Annotated in this window: 17 protein-coding genes, 2 tRNA genes and 1 pseudogene; 1 reads left to right on the top strand and 19 read right to left on the bottom strand. The window is 30.5% G+C overall.

The annotated features are described in order from the left end of the window. The first annotated feature begins 95 nt into the window (after window positions 1-95). Complete coding sequence (locus B2P65_RS12760; RefSeq protein WP_346848075.1) at window positions 96-731, top strand: DNA-3-methyladenine glycosylase; 636 nt, start codon at window positions 96-98, stop codon at window positions 729-731. 33 nt (window positions 732-764) lie between these two features. Here the strand turns inward: B2P65_RS12760 and gltX are convergent, their stop codons facing one another. The 19 genes and pseudogenes from gltX to B2P65_RS12660 form a co-directional block, all read right to left on the bottom strand. Beyond that, window positions 765-2,420, bottom strand: a complete 1,656-nt coding sequence (gltX, locus tag B2P65_RS12755) for a glutamate--tRNA ligase (protein WP_346880254.1) — start codon at window positions 2,418-2,420, stop codon at window positions 765-767. A gap of 226 nt (window positions 2,421-2,646) precedes the next feature. Beyond that, window positions 2,647-6,339 carry a BREX-1 system adenine-specific DNA-methyltransferase PglX gene (gene pglX, locus B2P65_RS12750; protein ID WP_346880253.1) on the bottom strand — a complete coding sequence of 1,231 codons (3,693 nt, stop codon included), beginning with the start codon at window positions 6,337-6,339 and terminating at the stop codon, window positions 2,647-2,649. A gap of 277 nt (window positions 6,340-6,616) precedes the next feature. Further along, window positions 6,617-6,814, bottom strand: a complete 198-nt coding sequence (locus B2P65_RS12745; RefSeq protein WP_035132938.1) for a hypothetical protein — start codon at window positions 6,812-6,814, stop codon at window positions 6,617-6,619. Window positions 6,815-6,932: 118 nt separating this feature from the next. Further along, window positions 6,933-7,739 carry an NAD(+) diphosphatase gene (gene nudC, locus B2P65_RS12740; RefSeq protein WP_346876171.1) on the bottom strand — a complete coding sequence of 269 codons (807 nt, stop codon included), beginning with the start codon at window positions 7,737-7,739 and terminating at the stop codon, window positions 6,933-6,935. A gap of 126 nt (window positions 7,740-7,865) precedes the next feature. Next, window positions 7,866-7,941 (bottom strand) — tRNA-Lys (locus tag B2P65_RS12735). A 221-nt stretch (window positions 7,942-8,162) separates the two neighbouring features. Further along, window positions 8,163-8,238, bottom strand: a tRNA-Lys gene (locus B2P65_RS12730). 127 nt (window positions 8,239-8,365) lie between these two features. After that, the gene (locus B2P65_RS12725) at window positions 8,366-9,502 is read right to left on the bottom strand and encodes an alanine/ornithine racemase family PLP-dependent enzyme (protein WP_346880252.1); all 1,137 of its coding nucleotides are present in this window, start codon (window positions 9,500-9,502) and stop codon (window positions 8,366-8,368) included. 235 nt (window positions 9,503-9,737) lie between these two features. Continuing rightward, window positions 9,738-11,207, bottom strand: a complete 1,470-nt coding sequence (locus tag B2P65_RS12720) for a PLP-dependent aminotransferase family protein (protein WP_346848070.1) — start codon at window positions 11,205-11,207, stop codon at window positions 9,738-9,740. A gap of 164 nt (window positions 11,208-11,371) precedes the next feature. Then, a pseudogene (ltrA, locus tag B2P65_RS18085) lies at window positions 11,372-12,782 on the bottom strand (group II intron reverse transcriptase/maturase). A 478-nt stretch (window positions 12,783-13,260) separates the two neighbouring features. Further along, window positions 13,261-13,719, bottom strand: a complete 459-nt coding sequence (locus tag B2P65_RS12705; protein ID WP_346848069.1) for a hypothetical protein — start codon at window positions 13,717-13,719, stop codon at window positions 13,261-13,263. A gap of 271 nt (window positions 13,720-13,990) precedes the next feature. After that, complete coding sequence (locus tag B2P65_RS12700; RefSeq protein ID WP_346848068.1) at window positions 13,991-15,169, bottom strand: O-antigen ligase family protein; 1,179 nt, start codon at window positions 15,167-15,169, stop codon at window positions 13,991-13,993. A gap of 511 nt (window positions 15,170-15,680) precedes the next feature. Next, complete coding sequence (gene purD / locus B2P65_RS12695) at window positions 15,681-16,925, bottom strand: phosphoribosylamine--glycine ligase (RefSeq protein WP_346848067.1); 1,245 nt, start codon at window positions 16,923-16,925, stop codon at window positions 15,681-15,683. A gap of 30 nt (window positions 16,926-16,955) precedes the next feature. Next, on the bottom strand, window positions 16,956-18,473 hold the full coding sequence (purH, locus tag B2P65_RS12690; RefSeq protein ID WP_346848219.1) for a bifunctional phosphoribosylaminoimidazolecarboxamide formyltransferase/IMP cyclohydrolase: 1,518 nt from the start codon (window positions 18,471-18,473) through the stop codon (window positions 16,956-16,958). 4 nt (window positions 18,474-18,477) lie between these two features. After that, entirely contained in the window at window positions 18,478-19,092 is a 615-nt protein-coding gene (purN, locus tag B2P65_RS12685; protein WP_346880249.1) for a phosphoribosylglycinamide formyltransferase, read from the bottom strand. Further along, window positions 19,080-20,078 carry a phosphoribosylformylglycinamidine cyclo-ligase gene (gene purM / locus B2P65_RS12680; protein WP_346880248.1) on the bottom strand — a complete coding sequence of 333 codons (999 nt, stop codon included), beginning with the start codon at window positions 20,076-20,078 and terminating at the stop codon, window positions 19,080-19,082. Before purM ends, purN begins: the two co-directional genes overlap by 13 nt. 16 nt (window positions 20,079-20,094) lie before the next feature. Next, on the bottom strand, window positions 20,095-21,519 hold the full coding sequence (gene purF, locus B2P65_RS12675; protein ID WP_035132922.1) for an amidophosphoribosyltransferase: 1,425 nt from the start codon (window positions 21,517-21,519) through the stop codon (window positions 20,095-20,097). Window positions 21,520-21,558: 39 nt separating this feature from the next. Beyond that, window positions 21,559-22,260, bottom strand: a complete 702-nt coding sequence (purC, locus tag B2P65_RS12670) for a phosphoribosylaminoimidazolesuccinocarboxamide synthase (protein ID WP_035132920.1) — start codon at window positions 22,258-22,260, stop codon at window positions 21,559-21,561. Next, window positions 22,260-22,739 carry a 5-(carboxyamino)imidazole ribonucleotide mutase gene (gene purE / locus B2P65_RS12665; RefSeq protein ID WP_346880247.1) on the bottom strand — a complete coding sequence of 160 codons (480 nt, stop codon included), beginning with the start codon at window positions 22,737-22,739 and terminating at the stop codon, window positions 22,260-22,262. Before purE ends, purC begins: the two co-directional genes overlap by 1 nt. 26 nt (window positions 22,740-22,765) lie before the next feature. After that, window positions 22,766-26,536, bottom strand: a complete 3,771-nt coding sequence (locus tag B2P65_RS12660; RefSeq protein WP_346880246.1) for a phosphoribosylformylglycinamidine synthase — start codon at window positions 26,534-26,536, stop codon at window positions 22,766-22,768. Between the last annotated feature and the right edge of the window lie 193 nt (window positions 26,537-26,729).

Here is a 26,729-nt window from a genome sequence, read left to right as displayed (position 1 = left end):
TAGATATATTATAAATAATCTAAGCGATTTTAACCTAAACTATATAGTATAAAAGATTAAATATTACATTTATAAAATAAATATGGAGGATATTTATGAAATTTGAAAACCTTTCCCTTGATTTTTTTCGTAGGGACGCAAGAAAAGTTGCTGAGGACCTCTTAGGTAAAATAGTAGTAAGGAATTATATGGGATATAAGCTCACTGGTAGAATTGTAGAAACTGAGGCTTATGTGGGAAAAATTGATAAAGCTTCTCATGCCTATAACTATAAGAAAACCACTAGAACGGAGCCTTTATTTAAAAGTGCTGGTATAGCCTACGTATATAAAATATATGGAATGTATAACTGTATGAATATAGTAACCGGTTGTGAAGGCGATCCTCAAGGAGTCTTAATTCGTGCCATTGAACCAATAGAAGGTATTGAAGTTATGAGTGAAAACCGATTTAATAAGCCTTTTACTAAACTTAAGCCTCGAGAAATATTAAATCTCACTTCTGGTCCTGGAAAACTATGTATAGCCCTTAATATAGACAAATCTTTAAATACCCATTCTATATTAAGTGAGGAATTATCCTTATATGCTGACGATTTTAAAGATTTCAAAATTGTATATTCTAAAAGGATTGGCATTGATTACGCTGAAGAGGCAAAAGATTTTCTTTGGAGGTACTATATTGAAGGTAATAAGTATGTTTCAGTTATAGATAAAAAATCATCTCTATAAAATTACAGAGATGATTTTTATCTATATTTCTAATTATAGTTTCAAAAATTTAGCAAATCTATTTCTAACTGTTTCTTCTCCCATTATTTGCATAATAGTATAAAGGTCTGGTGTATTATTTCTATAAGTTAATGCCGTTCTTACACATCCAGCTACATCTGAAACCATACCTTTGTAATTTTCAGGATTTTTCTTAAAGGCTTTTCTATCTGTAGCGTACCCTAATTCTACAGCTACTACTTTTAACTCTTCAAACCAAGTATCCTTATCAGTATTAAAATTATATGCCTTAGCATAAGCTTCTATTACCCTTTTAGCTTCTGGTAAATCTATATTCTTAGGAAATTCTATTTCTTCTACAGTACTCTTAAATAATACATCAAAAAAGAAGAATATTTTTTCCTTAACATCATTCCATTTAGCAAAATCCTTTCTAGGTTTTGGTCCTTCTTTATCAATATTGAATATTTCTTTACACATTAATTCATTGTTAGTTACTATGTCATACATTTCCTTATCATAATTCTTAGCCCAATTTATATAGTAGTCATATACAACATCAGCCTTTAACTTGCAAATTACATTTTTACTTACGTCACTTAATTTTACAATATCAAATAAAGCACCACTTTTACTCATCTTATCTAGATATACTCTAAATTCATGATAATCAGATGATGGATTTTCTTCTCTCCACTGTTCAAAAGTAGAATTTATTATATTAAGTAAATATTCTATAACAGATATCATAGGATATCCTTCTTCATCATAATAACTTACTGCACTTTCGGGATCTTTTCTCTTAGATAACTTTCTTTTAGAATCTCCATCTAACTTCATTATTGTAGGAGTATGTGCATATTCAGGTCTATCAAATCCAAGAATATCAAAGAGTTGAATATGAATTGGAAGAGATGATAACCATTCTTCTCCCCTAATTACAGTGGTAGTTCCCATTAGCGCATCATCAATAGCATGAGCAAAATGATAGGTTGGAAGTCCATCAGATTTAATTATAACTATATCTTGATTGCTTTCTGGGAAAGAAATATCACCTTTAACTAGATCGTGAAACTCAACTCTGTTTTCTGGATTACCTGGAGATTTTAATCTTATAATATATTTTTCACCTTCACCTATTCTTTTTAAAGCTTCTTGTGGAGATAAATTTCTACAGATTGCATATTCTCCATAATATCCTGGAGTTAATTTTTCACTAATTTGTTTTTCTCTCAGTTGTTCTAGATCTTCTGATGTACAAAAACATGGATAAGCAAGCCCCTTTTTAATTAGATCTCTAGCAAAAGTTTTATATATCTCTTCTCTTTCGCTTTGTCTATAAGGACCATACTCACCTTTAGATGTATTATCCCCTGTCATACCTTCTGTAAAATCTAACCCAAACTTATGCATGGTATTTATAGTATCTTCTATAGCACCAGCCACTTCTCTTTTTTGATCTGTATCTTCGATTCTTAAATAAAAAACTCCTTCACTTTGAGTAGCTATTCTTTCATCTATTAATGCAGAAAATACTCCTCCTATATGTTGAAACCCTGTTGGACTTGGAGCATATCTAGTAACCTTGGCACCTTCTTTAAGGTTTCTCTTGGGATACTTTGAAATATAATACTCAGGCTCCTTATCAATGTTAGGGAAAATTGTATTTGCTAATATTTCATAATTCATTTTACTCACCTTACCTTATATATTTATTAATTACCTCACACTTTAGCTTAATCCATTTTATATAATACAACTTAATAATATAATTTAGCATTTTATATAATATGAGATATGTAGTAATCTTATTTAAAGTTTACCTTATATAAAACTCTATTAAATATTAATCCATTTTAAATATTACCATAAAATAAAGTATAATTGTACCCCTATATGTTTTAATATAAACTCCTTAGATTTTATATAAAAGATTTATCTTAGTTTCTTTTCCATTTGTTTTCATAATTTTGATACCTTGGAATTTATCATAATTTTCTTTAATTCCTTCATCTAAGTTAATGGATTTTTTTTCATTAGCCATATACGCAACTATTTCATCATATTCAATGAGTTCTTCTATTTTCCTTTTTAACTTTTCACTTTTTTTCCTAGCTATTGCTCTTTCCTTAGCACTATATTCCTGTGAGTCTTTTATTAGCTCCAATGTACTCAATTCACCTTCATATTTCCGTTGCATAAGATGAATATATTCTGTCCTCAATAAAGCTACAGTTAAGTCGTCATATCTATGAGCATATACCAATGCTTTAAATCCATCATTCTTACCTGAATCAAATAACCAATATATGGGTTTCTTTCCATAAGCTTTTATATGATCCTTATAGAATTCCTTAAAGAAGTATCTTCTAATGCTTTGCCTTGAAGTTTCACTATCTTTTTTGCCTAAAATATTGGCTATAAAATTAAGATTCTCTTCCAATACTTCATTTCCATAAACTGCTTTTAAAAATTCAATGAACTTGGTCATTAAATCTTCTGAAAAATATTTTTCTTCTGTTATAGGCATTATATTATCAACCTTAGGCATAAAACTTGAATTAACCCATCTATTATCATTTACTTTTCCAGTGGAATCTATTTCTACTTTCTTAACTCTATAATTTTTAAAATCCCATTTATCTTGGAAGTTTCCACCTCCATACACTAACCCATCAACATCTATTGAATATCTACCCATAATACATCCCACTGCAAAAGATATTAAAGATTTCACTTCTCTTTCTACCTCAATTCTCCTTAATGTTATATCTTTATATGATACATCCGGGGATAATTCTTCATTTAAACCATAAACATCTATGAAAATTTTATTTAACTTCTCTTCATTATTTTTAAGTTTCTCAATAATTTTCATATTTTCTTTTTCCCAAAATTTAAATCTAGATTCTATGGTTACATCCTTAACTTTTTTTTCTCTTAAGCCTCTCATCAATGGATGAGTTCTAAAGTTCCATGATGTCTCAAAGTCATTCCATTCCGCTTCACTAATGGCTATGTTTTCTTGTACAATTTCATCAATGGTAGATTTTATTTCTTCTTTAAATATATCTTCATGTATTGGAACATTCTTCAAATCTCCTACTTGTATATTATAGGTTGGATTCATTATATCTAAAAACATATTAGCAACTTTGCTGCATAACAATGCTAGTACTACCTTTTCTAGGTCTTTATCATCAAAGAATATAGAAGATCCAGCAACGTCAAATATGAACCCCTGAGGAGAATACCTTACTCCCATATTTTCAGAAATAAAAGTGTATGTAAGACCACTTTTAAAATAAAACTCCTCATTTTTTATAGTTCTACTATATGATTTATATAACTTTGCTGCATAATCTTTTACTTCACTGCCATCATTTTCCCAATTAATCACATATCTATTATTACCAAACCACTTTCTGTATTCTCCACCTTTGTTATATGGAAACCATTTTTTCTTACTTAACAAAGCTTCATCTCTATCAGCAGCTGAAAAATTAATTTCATTTATATCAACTTCATACCAATCTCTTAAAAACCGTTTATTATCTGATGTAGCCATTCCTTGTCTAGGCTTTGCAATATTTTCAAACTTGTGTAAATTAGAAAATAAATTTAATACATTATCATTTACCCAATAAGCAAAAGGTTTTGTTGGGATTGTCATTAGTTTTTTTAGCCATATACTGTAAATCCCCTCTCTCTCCATTCCACTACAAACTGACTTAATCTTTATTTTCTTTTCCAAAGCTGTTAACTCTTTAGTAAGGTCTACAATTCTCGTTTTATATTTAGGAATTTCACTATTTTGATTTATAAAAGCAACATTCTGTACTATGGTACCCACATTATCTTCAAATACTCTAGATCCTAAGTGAATCATGCTAATAAAAGTACTGTCTTCTAAAATCTTATTTCTAAGTTCTAAAAAGCTACTTAAAAACATCCATGAATGCTGATTTACCATGGCATATATTCCATCTTCTTTAAGATAGTTCTTACACACTTCCATATACACAGAAAATAAATCATGCTTTGATAAAGGATAATGGTTGGTCAAATATTTAGCTAGGGTATCATTAGCTCCCCTTAGTCCCATATAAGGTGGGTTAGTAATACAAACCTCATATTTAATACTCATTATTTCTCCCTGATTAATGAGCTTTGGTAATTTATTTAACAGTATCTGTCTATAATCACTAAATACTAAATTATTTTCTTCATTTATCTCTCCTAACCGTTCTTTTAACCTCTGAAAATTCACCTTCTCAACTCTTAATATTGATCCAAACTCTTTACCATCCTTAAAGGTATTTACTAAATAAGATAAATCACCTCTTAGCTCTTCATCTTCCTTTGCGAAATATTCTATAATTTCATAAGTAATACCATTACTTTCTTCTATAGCTACTATATTAAGCTTCAAAGGATTTTTTTCAACTTCTCTGAAAAATCTTCTATTATACGCTCTAGCCTTCATAATAAGACAGAACATACCAATTTGACTAGCTCTTAAATCTATATCTAATCCAAATATATTATTTTCTAAAATTTTTCTTGAAATCTCTCGCTCTGGATAAGCTGCAGATTTGTAAATTTTATAAAGCACATCAAAGGCATATAACAATATGTGCCCCGAACCCATACATGGGTCAAGAACCTTTATATCCTCAGGATGTAAATTTTTTCTCCCCAATTTAATATTATGTAAAATGTCATCTATTTCGAAATCCTGAATGCCTTCCTCTAAATAATATTTTAATTCATTCTTTAAATTTTCATCCTCATGTCCTTGAATCCATATGGTTCCTAATGAATTTTCTACTAAGTATTTCACTATCCACTTAGGAGTAAATAACTGAGTAGCTGCTGGAATATTTTCTTTAGTTATTTTTACATTTTTCTTTAGATCATCAAAAACCTTATCCTTCTTTTCAGATATATAATACTGATACATCCACCCTATAATTTCTACTTCCTCTTTCCAGTCTTCTTCATCTATGTCATTGCACATTTTCCTTAGTATGGAACCTTCTTCTAACAAATTACCAGGAAATAACAATTCTGTATAATCTTCTATTTTTTCAAATAAACCAGGAATAATATTCCCTAATTCATTACATTGTCTTATTAAAATATATTTATATAGATTTTCTCTATCAGAATTTTTACTACTATCTAACAATTTATAGACTAAATCTGAATCTAGTCTCAACTCTCTTATAACTTCACCAACCCTAAATAAAATATCTGGTTCCATTTTACCTGGTATCTCTGAAGATATAATTCTTATTCCAATGGGCAAATAATCATGTACTTCCATATACCTTAAAGCTATAAACCTGTTAAACCAAGTATATGCCACTTCTTCCACAACTTCATCTAAAGATTTTGATTCTATTTCCTTTATTAGTGATTTTCTATGCTTAGGTGAAATATTAAATATTTCTTCTCCACCCACTACTTTAAATCCACTTTGAACCACTTCTATATCTCTAATTCTATTATCTTCAATACCTATTTTATACGCTCTATCTTTTATTTTTTCAATAAGATTACTTCTTGCCCAAGTGGCAAAAGCCTTAACTTTATTCTTATTCATCCTTTAATTGCTCCTTATTTGCTATGTAAAATTTCAATAGCTTTATTATAACATAGTAAGATTTTTTTATTGAAATTTTTATATAATTCCTTAGCACATTATTTTCTTTTCAAATTCTAAGATTTTATAATTAAACCCTAAAGAGCTATCTCAAAATAATTCTCTAGAATCTCTAAAATATTGAGTTTATACTTTAATACCATTAGCAGATAATACTCAACATAATTAAGATTTAGATTACTTTGAAATAGCCCTTTTATAAATAAAATATTTAATTTTAATAACCGTTTTTTTTTGCTACGATACCACTTTCATTGGTACCTGGCTCTTCAATAGTAGTATTAAAGCTACTTTGAGCGTATTGACCTTGAGATTTATTCCCATTACGAAGATAGTTCTCCTTTTTGTATTTCCTTTTATCTTCTTCACGTTGTTTAATCTCATATTGTTGTTCTCTTAATAAATCATGATCCATCTTTATCCCTCCTTTAACACATATATTCATTGTTTATTATGTGTTAAAGTTTTTATAGTATACTGTTAAACACAATATACTTTTCCTATGAATTCTATTATTAATTTAATTTTAAAATCTAGATCTCAGTATAATTATCCTTAAACCAATCTATTAGTTTTCTTGCAATACTAATGCTTCCAGGAATACTAGGTAAATTATTTACCTCAAACCAGTTTGCCTCTTCAATTTCAACTCCATCAACCTTTATTTCACCCTTATCATATTCTGCTGTGAACCCTACCATAAGAGAATTAGGAAATGGCCATGGTTGATTACCAAAATATTTTATATTTTTAACTTCTATTCCCACTTCCTCCATTACTTCCCTCTCTACACATTCCTCTAATGTTTCACCAGGTTCCAAAAACCCTGCTAAAACACTATAAAAATTATGTTTTGACTTAGCATTTTTAGCAAGAAGTAATTTACCATCTTTAACTATAGCAACTATTATAGCAGGACTTATTCTAGGGTAGCTTATAAAACCACACTGTGGACATATTTTCCCATATTCATTTAGTATAGTATTAGTACTATTACCACAAACACCACAATATTGATGGGTTCTATCCCAATTCATGATTTGAATAGCACGTCCTGCTTCTATATATATTTCATCAGAAACTTGTCCATATAAGTTTCTTAAGGTTATAAATTTCATACCCAAAGGTTCTGTATACTCTTTTGATACCTCTACAGAGTAACATTTACCACAACTTCTAGTTCCTAGATCTTGAACTCTTACTGGATTAATATTAACTGATTCTAAATCTTTAAATCTTGGTATAAAAATTTTATCCTCTTTTTCTTCTACTAATAATTCATTTTGTCTAAATATAAACCAAATAGGAGCATTAGTTTTTTCTGTTGATAAATGATTCATTATTTTTCCTTCTTTCATTTTGTATAAAATCTATATTAACCTTAATATATTTTATTAATTAAGTCTATACTATTTTTTAGTTTAAAATGTAAAATACCTCGTAATACTTATTAGTACTACGAGGTATGGTGCGCCATCAGGGGTTCGAACCCTGGACCCCTTGATTAAGAGTCAAGTGCTCTGCCAGCTGAGCTAATGGCACATGTCCTTGTCACAAATATTATTATACAACCCACTGTAAGTTTTGTAAAGTATTTTATTAAAATACATTAAATAAATATTTATCATTTAATGTAAAAAAATATAAACCAATTCAGTTTATACTTAAATAGATTAATTTAATCATATTAATTATTTTACGAGCTACTTTTTTCAAAAAAATTTTTATTAAAAAGAAACAACACTCTACAGTGTTGTTTCCCTTGGTGCGCCATCAGGGGTTCGAACCCTGGACCCCCTGATTAAGAGTCAGGTGCTCTGCCAACTGAGCTAATGGCACATGTCCTTGTCACAAATATTATTATATTAATATTATTTAATTTTGTAAATAATTATAGGTATATACAATAGATTTCAAAATATCTATTGTATATACCTATATTGTATTTAAACATCCTTTATCTTCATTATATAAATTTCTTATTTACATCCCTTGATCCACTTAGATATAATAAGTGTGGATAATATATATTGAATTCTATAACATCACCAACTTTATAATTTGTCTTACAGTCTTCTATATCTATAATTAAATGGTCACTACTAGCACCAATTACCTCTATATTTTTATCTATAGGTATTAAAGTATCTACAGAAACAAAATCCTGCTTACCTATTGCCAATAATGCACGTCTTCTTTCACCTCTATCTTCATAGGTGGGCTTATTCCCAAATGCATCTATAAATATTTCACCAATTGGATGAGATGGCTTATTTTTAACTTCCACTACCTGAGCTTTTAGCACAAAGGCATCTTGATGTAACATGGACATATCATACTCCCAAAAATCATCTAAATCCTTAGCAACTAATATTCCTTCTCCAATTCTTAAATTATTAATTTTACTTGGTATTTTTCCATCCCAAATTAAAGTTAACGAAGAAGTAGCTCCTCCTGAAACCACATCCAATTCTCTTCCAATCAAAGCTTCTATTTTTTCTGCCACATTACATAATTTACCTAAATTCTCTTCTGTAGGTTTCACAGAACCATAGCATCCTAAATTTGTCCCTATACCATAAAGTTTTACATTAGTTAATTCTTTCTCTACATATAAGGCTAAGTTTATGAACTCTTTTTCATCTACAATACCTTCCCTTAAATCACCTAAATCCATCATTAAAATAACTTTGTGATTCTTGTTTTTGTATTTACACTCTTCGTTTATTTTCTTTAAAGTTTCAATTTCAGAGTTTAAACTTATATCCACATATTCCACTAATTGTTTTATTTCATTATGCATAGGTATTCTTATAAGCATAACAGGTTTTTTTACACCTTGTTTTTTCATCTCTATAACTTGATTTATTCTAGATGTAGCAAGATACTCACATCCTGCCTTATCCATCTCTGAAACTATCTGTGGCATAGCATGTACAACTTTAACTACTCCTGCTACAGAAATTCCTTGATTCTTACATAAATCCACTACATATTTAGTATTATCATATACCTTTTTTAAATCTATCTCTAGTAGCGGAAATTCTTCCAGCTCCTCTATTTCTTTTATATGGATATCATTAATCAAAGTGTTTTCTAACATAGTATCCTCTCCAGTCCCCTAATATAAAGATACCTAATTTAAATTAGTTTTATTTAACAGCTGCTATCTTGTTTATATTATAAGAAAATTCACTCAATACTTCTCCATCCATATTAATTAAAATAAACCCAACCAAAAACTACTCATAACACAACCATATAATTATGTTATGAGTAATTAAAAACAAATATAATTCTAAATTTAGTTGATTGCTTAATCGCTCTAAACAGAGTTCTTACCTTCTAACCAATTCTTTAATAAGTAATGACAGTTTTAATAAACCTTCCTCTAGCTCTTCTATAGGTGCATAGGAAAAAGATATTCTCAAAGAATTATTAAAATTAGCATCATATATATATCCAGGATACAATAAAATTCCCATTTTACATGCTTCATCAAAAAGCTTATACATACCTATTTTATACTTTAAAGTAATCCAAACATAATAACCCCCTGAGGGTATTTCCCAAGTAGCTATATCCTTGAAGTATCTATTTAAAGCATTTATTGTTACATCTCTTCTTATAGTTAATTGACTTCTTATCTCTTTTAAATGATTTTCATACAACCCCGTTTCTAGCCACTTACCCACAGTAAGTTGTGATAAAGAGCTAGAACCATAATCAGTTTGCATCTTTATATCACCTAATCGTTCAATTACTGGTTCTGGTCCCACAATCCACCCAATTCTTAATCCTGGACATAATGTCTTTGATACACTCCCTACATATAATACCAATCCATTAGTATCTATACTCTTAATAGGGTCCGGTGGTGGAGCGTCAATCCAAAGCTCCCTATATACATCATCTTCAATAATAGGTAACTTCTCTTTCTGACAAACCTTTATCAACTCTTTTCTTCTTTTTTCTGACATGACTATAGAAGTAGGATTTTGAAAATTTGGTATAGTATATAGTATAGATGGAACATGTTTTTTTATGTAATCTGGAATTAAATTAGCCATAACTCCTTCATTATCCATAGGTATCCCACTTCTTCTCATATCTAATGACTGAAATATTTGAAGTGAGTACATATAAGAAGGATTTTCTAACAATACAGTAGAACCCTTTTGCAATAATCCCATAGAAATTAGCTGCATTGCTTGCAAAGCTCCAGAAACAATAAGTATAGAACCTGGTGATGCATATATGCCAATTGTCTTTAAATAATTACTTACTTGCTGCCTAAGATACATAGTTCCACTGGGACTTTCATATCCTAAATTATCCATATCCCTCGCTACTTCATTTAATATTATTTTCATATCTTCTTTTGGAAATAATTCTGATGATGGTTCTCCAGTGCTCAATCGTATATAATCTTCTCTAAACTCAAGGGTATTGATTTTCTTAATAGTCTTAACATTAGGGATATGAATGCCTTCATCAATATAGGACTTCCAATCTGGTTGTATATTAGATAATAAAGGTGATACATTATTTACTATTTTAGTTCCACCCTTTCCCTTACCCTCTAAGATTCCTTCTGCCTTTAACTCATCTATAGCTGAAACAATAGTACTTCTATTTACATTAAAAATTTTAGCTAATTCTCGTTGCGTAGGAATCATGAATCCGACTTGCCATTCTCCTCCATTTATTTTCTCCTTAAAGTACTCTACAATTTGAATATATAGAGGCTTATTTATGTTTTTATCCGGCTTCCAATCTATATTTATTATATTTATCTCTCCCTTCAAGATAATAATATACTATTAAATATATTTGCTTATCTATTTAATATATTAACCTAAATATTTCTTCTTTTATAGTCCTTTAATCGAGTAGGAGGAAAATAATTATTTTATTTTCCGTCCTCTCACACCACCGTGCGTACCGTTCGGTACACGGCGGTTCAATAGAATTACCTATATCTTAAATAACTTTCAGTTAATGTTATAAACCCTTGTTCTTTTAGGTAATTGTTAGATAATGTTCTTGCTAAAATAGGGCTGTTGGAGATTCTCCAATAGCCTTTTCTTGTGTTTGCATATTCCCACGCTTTGAAGCTATCTAATCCTAATTTAACTAGATTATCATGTTTTGTTTTAATTTTCTTCCATTGCTTCCAATAGCATAGGCGCAGCCTTCGTCTTAGCCATTCATCTAGACTTATAAGAGTACTTTTCATATCTGCTAACTTAAAGTAATTAATCCAACCAATTATTATTTGTCTTAATTTTACTGCACGATATTCCATGCTCATTGCATTGCTTCGCCCAGTAATTTTCTTAAGCGTAGCTTTTAATTTCTCAATGGATTTACTGTGTACCCTTATTCCCATCTCATTTTTCTTGTTATAAAATGAGAATCCTAAATACTTTAACTTCCACGGTCTATCGACCTTACTTTTGTCCTTATTCACTTTGAGTTTCAAATCCTCTTCTATGAATTTTGTGATACTATGCATTACTCTTTCTGCAGCCTTCTTTGATTTAACATATATATTACAATCATCAGCATATCTACAGAAATTTAATCCTCGTTTTGCTAGTTCTTTATCAAGTTCATTTAACATGATATTGCTAAGCAATGGAGATAAATTACCTCCTTGAGGTACGCCTTTTTTTCGTAGTATTTACTGCTCCGTTCATCATCACACCTGCTTGTAGATATTTTCTTATTAGAGAAATTACCCTAATATCTTTAACCTCTTTATAAACTAAGCCTATTAGCTTATCATGGTTTACAGTATCAAAGTATTTCTCTAAATCTATATCAACAGCCCACTTATATCCATTATCCATGTACTGTTTACATTTTAGAATTGCTTGATGAGCGCTTCTATTTGGTCTAAATCCATAACTATTCTCAGAAAACTTCTCTTCAAATATTGGGATTAGCACTTGAGCAATGGCTTGTTGTATCACTCGGTCAACTATCGTTGGAATTCCCAGTGGACGCTTCTTACCATCTGATTTTGGAATTTCTACACGTCTAACTGGATTTGGTTTATAGCTACCATCCAATATAGATTGCCTAAGGCTATCGCCATTTTCTTTTAAGTATTGTAGAAGTTCATCTACTTTCATACCATCAATACCATGACTTCCTTTGTTAGCTTTAACTCTTTTAAAGGCTTGATTTAGATTGTTTCTATCTATAATCTTCTCTAGCAATCCATTGGAGTATTTAATTTCGGCGTCTTGTCGCTTTTCTAACGTCAATGAAATGCTAGGCGCTCCTACATACTCTTCGAGTTCCACTCTATCCTTCTGTAGGTAACCTTCTCTATGAAGTTGTCTGCTTTCATCACATTTCTTTGTGTTCTTCAAAGTTTCAAAACCTCCTATCGTTCAGTCCTTCCACTCGCTTTCGCGATTAGCGAGAGTACTATGACCTCTGCTGACTTCTTAGACTTCAGCTATGTATCACTACATAGGTTATTGCTTCAAAATTCATTTCCACAATGTATATCTAAGACCTCCCCAGGTAAGAACGTAATCTTTCTCTCCATCTATCTGCCACATTTACATTACCTATTTTCGAGTAGTTATTGGGCTTTAGTTTGACTAGCAATTTTACCCATAGGTACTGCCTTACATGTGGTTTCTGTTCGTCAGACCAGAGATTTGCCGCCGACTTCCTTCAGATTCCATCTCACGGTGGACACCCTTGTCTTAAGCTATACACTTACCACTACTAGGTCGTGTTAGGGACTTTCACCCTTAAGATTACGCCCATGCTGGGCGCACTAAAAATAGAGCTTAATTATCAGATGATAACTAAGCTCTTATAAATTTAATTTTTCTATTAGGATTGCATTTCTATCTCTTTCTCCTCTAAGTAAGTACATATGGCTCTGAAATCATCTATCCAATGAATTTTTGCAAGTTCTCGCAAATCTAGAATTATACCTGTACTTTTATGTTTGATATACTCCATATTATAGATTTCCGTTTCTACAAAATTATTTATATAACTATATATACATGGAACAAATTTATCCCAATTCTGTTCAAAATATTTAGTTTTTGCATAACATAATCTATTTATATGAAATATTATCCCTATAGGCGTACTCTTCGTGGCTAGCTTATGACTAAAATATTCTTGATTAGGGTATTTTGGCTCTACTCTTTCCCAATATAAGTTTTCATTGGGATGTAAATTGAATTTATCAATTATTTTGCACTTTTCTTCCCCCAACTCTTCTCTCATCAACTTTTCTCTAATAGGCTGTTCCAGCTCTTTTAAATACTTTAGATTCATAATGTAATGCCCCCTATTAAAACCTTGTTATAAATTTCTTAATTTCATTTTATTGCTTTATATAGCAATTTACCAATACTAATTATTGATAAGTATAATAATACTTATTGGTAATATTAATACAACAATATAAATTAATCTATTATACTAATTACATATATAATTTTAATAAATGAAAATCCTGTACTTAGCCTTTACTTAAGCTCTAATATATAAAAAAAGCTTTTATGAGAATAAACTTCTTCATAAAAGCTTTTACAAAACTTAATAACTATACAGCTATACTTCTTCTTTTTGAAAACACACTAACACTTTCTTTTGCTAGAGCCGTGACTATAGATGATGATCCAATAAATAGTATTCCTATTTGAGGAGTTATTATTGTAAAATCAATTACTCCATGAACTAAAACAACTACCTGTATTGCCATAAGTAAAGCTACACTACTATATCCAGATTTATAAAGATATATTAAATCTTTATAGATATTTGCTCTTATATATAAGTAAATTAAAAGTCCGATTACTCCTAAAGAAGTTAATAATGATAGCCATATATTATGAGAATGATTAATAACAGAACTATATCTTGAATATTCATTACCATGCTCTATAGTTCCTAACATTCCCCAACCAATCAATGGTTTCTCATCTATCATCTTTAAAGATCCTAACCATATTTCTTCTCTAGTGTCAAAAGACCTCTCCATCTGATGACCAGTAATCTCTTGAGAAATATCAGATACTTTTGGAGGAGTAAAACCTACTATACCTATAACTAATAAAATAGATATAACAATTATTATATCACTCTTATTTCTTTTTACTTTCAATAGTAATAGGGAAACTAATCCAAATATTAATCCAATAAAAACCCCTCTTGAGCCAGTTAAACAAAGATTTATTAAAAATAGAGCTGTAGCACTATAATATGCCAACTTCACCTTAACACTTTTACTATTAGAAGCATAGTATATGGCCATTATCATCATAATAGCAAACCAATCTCCAGCTATGTTCGGATTTCCAAAAGTACTAAAAATTCTATGATTAGTTGAAACCTCCAATGGTACACCTAAAAATTTTTTCCACAGTTCCATTGGGAAATATGCAAAAGTAACCTTTTCTATAATTCCAACAATTCCCGAAAAAATTGAAAACTTAATTAAATAATTACATATTATTTCCAATTTTTCTTCTGTCTTGCAATAGTTTTGTAATACTACACTTATAGTAAAATATAAGAAAAAAACTATTGAAACAGCGGCAGACATAATACTTTTATTAAGAAGTCCAGCTAATAGAGACCAAAGAAACAAAAGAACCAATCCCATATTCCAACTATTTTTCTGTATTTCCTCTCTCATCTTTATAACTCTATAAGTAGTATATACTCCGGTAAATAATGCAGTATATGGAGACATAATAATTAATAATATTAAATTAAACATAATCTTCACCTTTATTTTTCTATTCTTCCATATATAATATGTTATTATCATCATGGAAATTATTTTATAGTTTTACATAATAATGTGTTCTTAAAATCCTCTATATATATCTTACACATTTTTACTAATTTTGTTAATACTTTTTACATATTTTGGTATATATTTTTTAACACATAAATATACACATTGATTATAATACATTATGTACGAATTTATTTCAACATAAAAAACATATTGTAATAAATTCGTAAGAACTTCCTCACTGTATATTATAGGATTTAAAGTTACTTCATATACCTTAAATTAATAAAATTATACCCTTTTCTCTTTTCTCTTTTCTTTAATCAAGACTACTCTATAAACTAGATTTTAAATAAATGTAGATTTACTTATGAAAACCATTTTCTGAAATTTTCACAAAGCCTATAAATATATAATATAGTGAGTATATAAATAAAAATGCTAAGGAGTAGCTATATTCCACCTCCTTAGCATTTTCTTATTTCAGTATTTATTTACCTATATCTTTTCTATAATACATTCCATTAAAATTTACTTGTAATATCCCTTTATAAGCCTTTTCTCTTGCCTCTTCTAGATTATCTCCAAGAGCTGTAACTCCTAAAACTCTACCACCATTAGTAATTAATTTATTATATATGGAATCAGCTCCAGCAATAAATACCTTTTCACTACAACTATCAACACCTGTAATTAACTCACCTTTTTCATATCTCCCCGGATATCCTTTCGAAGAGCCTATAACACAACAAGCTGTCTTATTTTTAAACTTAACTATATCATCACTAAGTTTTCCTTCTATTGCAGCTTCAATTATATCAATAAAATAACTCTCCATAAGAGGTAACACCACCTGTGTTTCTGGATCACCCATTCTAACATTATACTCTAAAAGATATACTCCTTTTTCGCAAATCATCAATCCAAAGAATATTATTCCTATATAGTCTAGATTTTCTTCCTGTATCCCCTTAAGCGTTGGCTTTAAAATATCCTCTTTAAAGGCTTTTAAAACACTTTCATTACAGTATGGGTTTGGAGCCACAGTTCCCATTCCACCTGTATTAGGTCCCTTATTATCCTCAAATATAGTTTTATGATCCTTAGATGATATAAATGGAATTATAGTATTTCCATCCGTAATACTTAATATTGAAGCTTCTACACCTGGTAAGAATTCTTCAATTATAATTTCCTTACCTGCTCCTCCAAAAGTATCATTAACCATGAAATCATTAATGGCTAAAATTCCTTCTTCCTTAGTTTCAGCTATAACAACGCCCTTACCTGCAGCAAGTCCATCAGCTTTTATAACTATTGGATATTCAGCCTTTTCCAAATACTCTAAAGCCTTCTTTGAATCTCTAAAAGCTTCATAAGCTGCAGTTTTAACTCCATATTTTTTCATAAATTCCTTAGCAAAGGTTTTGCTTCCTTCAAGAGTTGCTGCTTTCTTACTAGGTCCAAATATTTTTAGATTGTGACTTTTAAATAAATCTACTATACCATTACATAGGTATACTTCTGGTCCAACTACAGTTAAATCTATAGAGTTTTCTAAAGCAAAGTTTAGAAGTTTATCATTATCTGTTAAATTAATATTTTCACATTTATGTTCCATAGAAGTACCACCATTTCCTGGAGCACAATATATCTTTGAAACCTTATCACTCTCACCGAGCTTCCATGCTATAGCATGTTCTCTTCCACCATTTCCTATGACTAAAATTTTCATAAAATCACCTCCAGTTTAACTTATAGGATACTAATGTTTAAAATGTCTCATTCCTGATAAAATCATAGGTATGCCATACTCATTGCATGCCTCAATACTCTCATTGTCTCTCATAGATCCACCTGGCTGAATTATTCCTTTTATATTATGTTTACTAGCTTCATCTACACAATCTCTAAATGGGAAGAACCCATCAGAAGCAAGGATTACTCCATCTCCAGCTCTATCTATAGCTTGAGTTGTAGCCCAAATTCTATTAACTTGTCCACCAGCTATTCCCTTGGCCATACCATCCTTAACTACTACTATAGCATTGGACTTTACATATTTACAAACCTTCATTCCAAATATCATATCACTCATATGTTCCTTTGAAGGGTTTGCTTCTGTAACTACTTTTAATTCCTCATAAAGCTTTCTATCTACATCTTGTACTAATATACCTCCATCTACAGAAACAACTTCTTTTTTATCACTTGGTTTACTCATACATTTTATAACTCTTAGATTTTTCTTTGTTTTAAGTACTTCTAAAGCTTCTTCTTCGAACTCAGGCGCAATAACAATTTCTAAGAAAGTTTTTTTCATTTCTTCTGCTGCCTCTTTAGTTACTTTAGTATTAATAGCTACTATACCTCCAAAAATTGAAACATTATCACAACTATATGCTTTACTATAAGCATCTAAAGCAGAATCACCCACCGCAACTCCGCATGGTGTATTATGTTTTAAAGCACAACAGGTAATTTCTTCAAATTCATTTACTACTTTCCAAGCTATATCCATATCCTTTATATTATTGTAAGAAAGTGCCTTACCATTTAATATTACAATATTATTAAGCATTCCAGTTTTATTTGTGTTAGTAAATACAGACGCTTCTTGATGAGGATTTTCTCCATATCTTAAATCTTCCATTTTTTCATAAGATAAGGATAAATACTTATTTGAATGCTTATCCTTATTCTCCATGTGGTTTAATAAGTATTCACATATTGCACTATCATAGGCTGTGGTTAAGTTAAATACCTTCATAGCAAGATATTTACGAGTTTCAAAGGAAACTTCTCCACTTTCCTTCATTTCCTCCATAACTATTTTATAATCTTCTACATCACTTATTACTACCACATCTTTAAAGTTTTTAGCAGCACTTCTAAGCATTGTTGGACCACCTATATCTATAAATTCTACTGTTTCTTCAAAGGTTAATCCCTCATTAGCTTTTTCAAAGAAAGGATATAGATTAACACAAACTAAATCTATAGTATCTATTTCTCTTTCTTTTAAAGTCTTCATGTGCTCCTCATTATCTCTAATAGCAAGGATACCTCCATGAACTACAGGGTGTAGTGTTTTTACTCTTCCATCTAACATTTCTGCTGCCTTTGTAACTTCTGCTACTTCTTTAACTTCTATGTTATTTTTCTTTAAAAGACTATAGGTACCACCAGTAGATATAACTTCTATCCCATGCTCTACTAAGAATTTTGTAAACTCTACAATTCCATTCTTATCATAAACACTTATTAAAGCTCTTTTCATAATTCCATTACTCCTTTATAATAACTTTTCTATCCTCTATAAAAAGCTTATGCTCACTCATAAGCTTTATAGCTAATGGCAAAGCTTTATGTTCTTCTTCTAATATTCTTTTTTGTAGCTTTTCTGGAGTGTCATCTGATTTTACATTTACTACATTCTGGATAATTATAGCTCCTGTATCTGTATTTTCATCTACAAAATGTACTGTACATCCACTAACTTTTACACCATAATCTATTGCAGCTTCATGAACTTTAATTCCATACATTCCTTTTCCACAAAAGCTTGGAATAAGTGAAGGATGAATATTAATTATTTTCTCTTTAAAACCATCTACTAAAGGAGATGATATAATTGATAAATATCCCGCAAGAACAATTAAATCCACCTTATCATTTAATACTTCATAAATTTTATTGCTTAGCTCTTTCTTATATATCTTTCTATCTAAGACTAAAGTATCAATATTGTGTGCTCTAGCTCTTTCTATTCCATAGGTTCCTTCTCTATCACTTATGACATACTTAATATTTACATCTTTTAAATATCCATTTTTAATGTTATCAATGATAGACTGGAGATTAGTTCCTCCACCAGAAACTAATACTGCTATATTAAGCAAACTCCTCCACCTCCAGTTTGTACTTTACCTATTTCATAAGCTTCTTCTCCAAGAGCTTTAAGTTCATTAATCACATCATTTTTAACTGAGCTATCTACCGCAAGAACCATACCTATTCCCATGTTAAATGTATTAAACATATGATACTCGTCTACGCCTTTATTAATTAAATATTGGAATATAGGTTGTCTTGGGAAAGAATCCTTTTTTATCTCTGCTGTAAAGTTATCTTTAAACATTCTTGGTACATTTTCATAAAATCCACCGCCAGTTATATGTGACATTCCATGGATATCAAATTTCTTCATAAGTGCTAATACTGGCTTAACATATATCTTTGTTGGTTCTAATAGAATTTCTCCTAAGGTTCTTCCTTCAAGGACTTCATCATAATTCTCAACAACTTTTCTTACAAGGGAATAGCCATTACTGTGTACACCAGAAGAAGTTATGCCTATAAGTGCATCCCCTTCTTTAATTTTACTTCCATCTATAATTTCATCTTCATCTACAATACCAACAGCAAATCCTGCAAGATCATAATCTCCTAAATTATACATTCCTGGCATTTCTGCTGTTTCTCCTCCAATAAGTGAAGCATAACTTTGTAGACATCCTTCACTAACACCTTTTACAATATCACTGGCTATTAGAGAATCTAATTTTCCACAAGCAATATAATCTAGGAAAAATAAAGGTTTAGCACCATGACATAGAATATCATTAACACACATAGCTACACAGTCTATCCCTACTGTATCAAATTTTTTAAGCTTGATTGCAATTTCAATCTTAGTCCCTACTCCATCAGTACCTGAAACTAGTACAGGTTTTTTATATCCTTCCGGTAGTTTTACCATTCCAGCAAAACTTCCAATCCCATTTAAAACCGATGAAGTTAAAGTTCTTGCTGTATATTCTTTCATAAGTTTTACCGCTTTATAACCTTCTTCTATATTAACCCCTGCATCTTTATATGTTATCATTCTATATCACTCCTTACTAAAATTTAACTGGTGCTGATATTGGATACTCTCCATCAAAACATCCACAACAAAATCCATGGTCACTATCAAGACATTCTAATAAGTTTTCTTTTGAAAGATAGACTAGACTATCTGCTCCAATAACTTCCCCTATTTCTTTTTCATTCATTTTCTCACCTATAAGCTGACTTCTATAAGGTATATCAATACCATAATAACAAGGATATTTAACCATAGGAGAGCAAACTCTAAAATGAACTTCTGAAGCCCCAGCTTCCTTAAGCATAGTTACCAATCTCTTACTTGTGGTTCCACGTACTATAGAATCATCTATTAAAACCACTCTTTTACCAAAAACATTTTCTTTTATCACATTAAGCTTTACATTTACAGAAGCTTCTCTCTCTTCTTGTGTTGGGGCTATAAAAGTTCTTCCAATGTACTTATTCTTAATAAGTGCCATATCTATAGGTATACCTGATGCCTTTGCATATCCCATTGCAGCTGACATTCCTGAATCTGGTACCCCAACTACTATATCAGCTTCCACAGGTGCCACTTCATAAAGCTTAATTCCTGCTTTATATCTAGAATTATTAACACTAATTCCATCTATAACACTATCTGGTCTTGCAAAATATATATATTCAAAAGAACAGGTGGCAAGCTTAGATTTTTCACCAAACTTTATGGATTTTACACCTTCTTCATTAATTACAACTACTTCACCAGGCTCAACATCTCTTATAAATTCAGCACCTGTAGCATTAAGTGCACAACTTTCTGATGCTAATACATAACTTTCATTTATTTTACCAAGGCATAGTGGTCTAATTCCATAAGGGTCTCTGACTCCTATTAACTCATTTTCAGTTAATATTACAATAGCAAAGGAACCTTTTATTGCTTGCATAGAATCAATTACACTTTGAAGTATACCTTTCTTAGCACCTCTAGAAATAAGGTTTATAATTACCTCAGTATCAGTAGATGTTTGAAACATACACCCTGATTCTTCTAACAGTTCTTTAATGATATCAGCATTAGTTAAATTTCCATTGTGAGCTATAGCAATGTTTCCTAGCTTAAATTTACCCATAAGTGGTTGAGCATTTTTTAATGAACTTCCGCCTGCTGTAGAATATCTTACATGCCCAATTGCACCATATCCCTTTAATTCCTTTAAGGTTTTCTTACTAAATATTTCAGATACAAGACCCATATCCTTATGGCAATTCATATCACTTCCATCAAAAGTTGCTATTCCTGCGCTTTCTTGACCTCTATGTTGAAGGGCATAAAGACCATAGTATGTCCTTTTTGCCACATCTAAATTATCCTTTTTACTATATATACCATATACCCCACACTCATCATGAAATTTATCTTCATCATAACACTCATATCCATCGTAACTAGAAGCCTTAAACTTAAAATCCATTACTGTTTCCTCCTAAATAATACTCTTGCCAATGATTAATTACTTAATTCTTTCAAGCACCTTTGTATATCCTTCTACTAAATCTCCTAGCTCTCTTCTAAATCTATCTTTATCAAGCTTTTCTCCTGTTTTAAGATCCCATAATCTACATGTATCTGGAGAAACTTCATCTGCTAGTAATATTTGTCCATTAAGTTTTCCAAATTCCAATTTAAAATCTACTAATTTTATATCTTGATTCAAGAAAAATTCAGTAAGTATTTTATTTACTTTAGAAGCTTGGTCATATATATAATCTAGTTCCTCTTTTGTAACTATTCCTAAGGCCATAGCATGATAGTCATTCATTAAAGGGTCTCCTAAATCATCATTTTTATAACTAATTTCAAGTACTGTATTCTTAAGCTCTGTACCCTCTTCAACCCCATATCTCTTAGCCATACTTCCAGCAGCTATATTTCTAACTATAACTTCTAGTGGAATTATATCTACCTTCTTACATATTTGTTCTCTATCGCTAATTTTTTCAACAAAGTGAGTCTTTATTCCTTTTTCTTTTAACATTTCAAAGATTATGGAACTGATAGTATTATTTAGTATTCCCTTTGAAGCTATTGATGCCTTCTTCTCACCATTAAAAGCTGTTGCATCATCCTTGTAGTAAACAAGTACTTCATCTTCCTTTTCAGTTTTAAATATTCTCTTTGCTTTTCCTTCATAAATAAAATTTTTCATATCCATTATAATTCTACCCCCGCTTCATTTTCTTTTATAAAATTTTCTTTCATATTTTTTCTATATTCCTTTAACTTATGTTTAATTTCTGGGTACTTTACTGAAAGCATTTGTACTGCCATCATTCCACCGTTATAACTATTATTTATTCCTACAGTAGCCACTGGAATTGATTTTGGCATCTGTACTATTGAATAAAGAGAGTCCACGCCATTTATAGCTGCATTTATTGGAACCCCTATTACTGGTATAATAGTTTTTGAAGCTATAACTCCTGGAAGATGAGCTGCTAACCCTGCTCCAGCTATAATTGCTTCACAGCCTTCTTCCTCTAACTTTTTTAAAACCTCTGTTAATTTTTCTGGCACCCTATGAGCTGACAACACATGAGCTTGGAAAGGGATATTAAATTCTCTTAAGCATTTCGCTGCACCTCTCATTACCTCTGTGTCTGATTTACTTCCAAATATAATTGCTACCTTCATTTAATTCTCCTCCACATCTACAAATCTTATTTAAAATACTTAACTCCACTCTGGAAGATTTTCATATCATGTTCACCTAATACATTTTTAATAACACCATTTCCTACTCTCTCGCTATGAGCCATCTTTCCAAATACTCTTCCATCTATACTTGTGATTCCTTCAATTGCATATATAGATCCATTTGGATTAAAGTTTATATCATAGGTTGGATTACCACTATTATCTACATACTGAGTTGCAACCTGACCATTTTTAAATAATTCTCTTACCACATTTTCATTAGCAACAAATCTTCCTTCACCATGAGAAATTGGAACTTTATAAATTTCACCTTCATTACACTCACTAAGCCATGGTGATTTATTACTCACTATTTTAGTATTTACCATTGTACTTTGGTGACTTCCAATTAAATTATGGGTTAAAGTTGGGCTATCTTCAGCAATATCTCTTATTTCTCCATAAGGTACAAGTCCTAGTTTTATAAGAGCTTGGAATCCATTGCAAATTCCTAGCATCAAGCCATCTCTATTGTTTAATAACTCCATAACAGCATTATTAACTCTTTCATTTCTAAATATGGCATTTATAAACTTACCTGAACCATCTGGCTCATCTCCCGCTGAAAATCCTCCAGGTAACATAATTATTTGAGATTCTTTTATACTTTTCTCCATATTCAATATAGATTGCCCTATATGTTCAGGAGATAAATTATTAAATATAACAGTTTCAACCAATGCTCCTGCTTTTAAGAAAGCCCTCTCACAATCATATTCACAGTTTGTTCCAGGGAAAATCGGAATAAGTACCTTAGGTTTTGCAATCTTAATCATTGGTGATACTTTTAAATTTTCATCTCTTTTGCTTCTATCAAATAAAATTTCGTCCTTCATTTCAAGATGATTTATTCTATCTTTTCCGTAGTTTTTATTGAAAATTTCTTCAAGGCCATCTTCATATGAACTAGCTAACTTATTTAAGTTAATTTTTTCATTTACTCTTACTATTGCATGTTCTTCTATTGTATCTCCAAGATAAATTATGTTTTCATTATCCATATTAAAATTCTGGTTAACTTCTAGTATGATAGATCCATACCCAAATCCTTGAAGCTGCTCCATAGATACTTTCTCATTTAACTCAATACCTATATTATTTCCAAAGCACATTTTAGAAATAGCTTCTAAAGCACCACCATAATTTATACTTCCACTTGCTAAAATTTTTCTTGACTTTATTAGTTCACTTACCAATCTATAGTTATTATTTAACACTTTAAAATCTGGAGTAAAATCTTCCTTTATAGGCGCATTTATAACTATAACTTTACTTCCAACTTTCTTAAAGTCATTACTTATTGTATTGTCTATGTTTCCTGTAGTCACAGCAAAACTTATTAATGTAGGTGGAACCTTTAGGTCTTTAAATGTTCCAGACATACTATCCTTGCCACCTATTGCTGCTATTTCTAAATTGTGCTGTGCATATAGTCCACCAAGTAATGCTGCAAATGGTTTTCCCCACTTTTTAGGGTCATCTCCTAACTTTTCAAAATACTCTTGGAAAGAAAGGTAAGTTCCATTTATATCTCCACCTAAAGCTACTAGTTTAGTAATACTCTCTACCACTGCATATAATGCTCCATGGAAGGGACTCCATTTCGAAATTTTAGGATTATGACCATGCGCCATTAAAGCTGTAGTAGTAGTCTCTCCATTTTCCACTGGTATCTTAAATACCATCCCATCCACTTGAGTTCTTTGAGTTTCTCCTCCATATGGCATTAATACTGTATTTCCTCCTATTGTGGAGTCAAATATATTCATAAGACCCCTTTGTGACATCACATTTAAGTCCTTAGACAATTCTTCAAAGGCTTCCTTTAGTGATAACTTAATATTTTTCTTGTTAAAGTAGTTATCTTCTTCTTTGGGTGCAGTAACCTGAACCTTACCATAAGTACTAGCACCGTTTGTATCTAAGAAATCTCTCTTTAGATTAACTATTTCTGTTCCTTGCCATGTAATAATCATGGATTTTTCTTCAGTTACCATTGCCACTACTGTAGCTTCTAAATTTTCTTCCTCACAAAGAGTTATAAATTTCTTTACATCTTTTTGTGAAACCACTACAGCCATTCTTTCTTGTGACTCTGATATAGCTAATTCAGTTCCATCTAAACCTTCATATTTTTTCTTAACTTTATCTAAGTTAATTTTAATTCCATCAGCAAGTTCTCCAATTGCTACAGAAACTCCACCAGCGCCAAAATCATTACATCTCTTTATCAATGTTGTAACTTCATTTTTTCTAAATAATCTCTGGATTTTTCTCTCTGTAGGTGCATTCCCCTTTTGAACTTCTGAACTACAGTTGTCAATGGATTTTTCATTGTGCTCCTTAGATGATCCTGAGGCTCCACCAATTCCATCTCTTCCTGTTCTTCCTCCAAGTAATATTACTACATCTCCTGGAGTTGGTACTTCTCTAATAACATTTTTTGCAGGAGCTGCTCCAAGCACTGCTCCCACTTCCATTCTCTTAGCTACATACCCTTCATCATAAATTTCTCTTACATATCCTGTAGCAAGTCCAATTTGATTTCCATAGCTACTATATCCTTTTGCTGCTTCCTTCGTAATCTTTCTTTGCGGAAGCTTCCCTACTAAAGTTTCCTTTATGGCTTTTCTTGGGTCTCCAGAACCAGTAATTCTCATAGCTCCAAATACATAACTTCTACCTGATAGTGGATCTCTTATAGCTCCTCCAAGACAAGTTGAGGCGCCTCCAAAAGGTTCAATTTCTGTTGGATGATTATGCGTTTCGTTTTTAAACATTAGAAGATACTTTTCTAGCTTACCATTAACATCCACATCGATAACTATACTACATGCATTTATCTCTTCAGATTGATCTAATTTTTCAAGTTTTCCATCTTTTCTTAGCTTCTTCATAGCTATAACTGCCATATCCATCAAAGTTATTGGCTTTTCTCTATCTTTATATACTTCTCTTCTGTAGTTCTTATATACTTCGAACCCTTTTTTAACAGGCTCTATATACTTTCCTTCCTCAAAATCTACATCTGTTAATACTCTTTGAAAAGTAGTATGTCTACAGTGATCTGACCAATAAGTATCTAATACTTTTATTTCTGTAATTGTAGGATTTCTATCTTCTCTTTTAAAGTAATTTCTTATAAGAACTATATCTCCAATACTTAAAGATAACCCTTTTTCCTTTAAAAAATTCTGCAATTCACTTTCATTCATATTTATAAATCCATCTATTATCTCTACCTCTGATGGCAATTGTTGATCTTCCATTATAATTTCTTTTTTCTTTAGTGAACTTTCCTTAGAATCTATAGAATTTATATAATAATTCTTTATTTTTTTAATTTCTTCTTTGGTAACCTCTCCATATAAAGCTATTACTTTCGCTGTCTTAACTTGTGGAGCTTCCTTTTGTGTAATTAGTTGAATACATTGAGCTGCTGAATCAGCCCTTTGATCATACTGGCCTTCATGGTATTCAACTACAAAGTAATTACTTCCTTCTAAATCTATATTTTCCTCATATATATTATCGGTATTCTTTTCACTTAATACCGTATATTTTATTGCTTCCAACTCTTCATTTGTAATACCACAAATATCATATTTATTTATTAACCTTATATCATTTATGCTATTTATTGATAATAAGTTTTTAACTTCTCTTAATAATTCTTGTGCATCCTTATTAAATTCTGATTTTTTTTCAACATAAATGGTGAATATTTTATTCATTTAACGTATCCCCCTTTAATATATACGAACATTATATAATATAATACATTTATTATTCGTCTTTATTTATATAATAATACAAACTTCAAAAAAAATAAACCTTTATTTGAAAATTTCATATTTTTTTTATATGTGCTATACATATAATTCAATTTTAGATTTTTTCGAAATATTTTATGGATAAATTGTGAAT

Source organism: Clostridium sp. UBA3061 (genome assembly GCF_002367465.1).
Taxonomy (GTDB): Bacteria; Bacillota; Clostridia; order Clostridiales; family Clostridiaceae; genus Clostridium_J; species Clostridium_J sulfidigenes.
The sequence above is the reverse complement of the archived record's forward strand: the minus strand, read 5'-3'. Positions and strand labels throughout refer to the sequence as shown.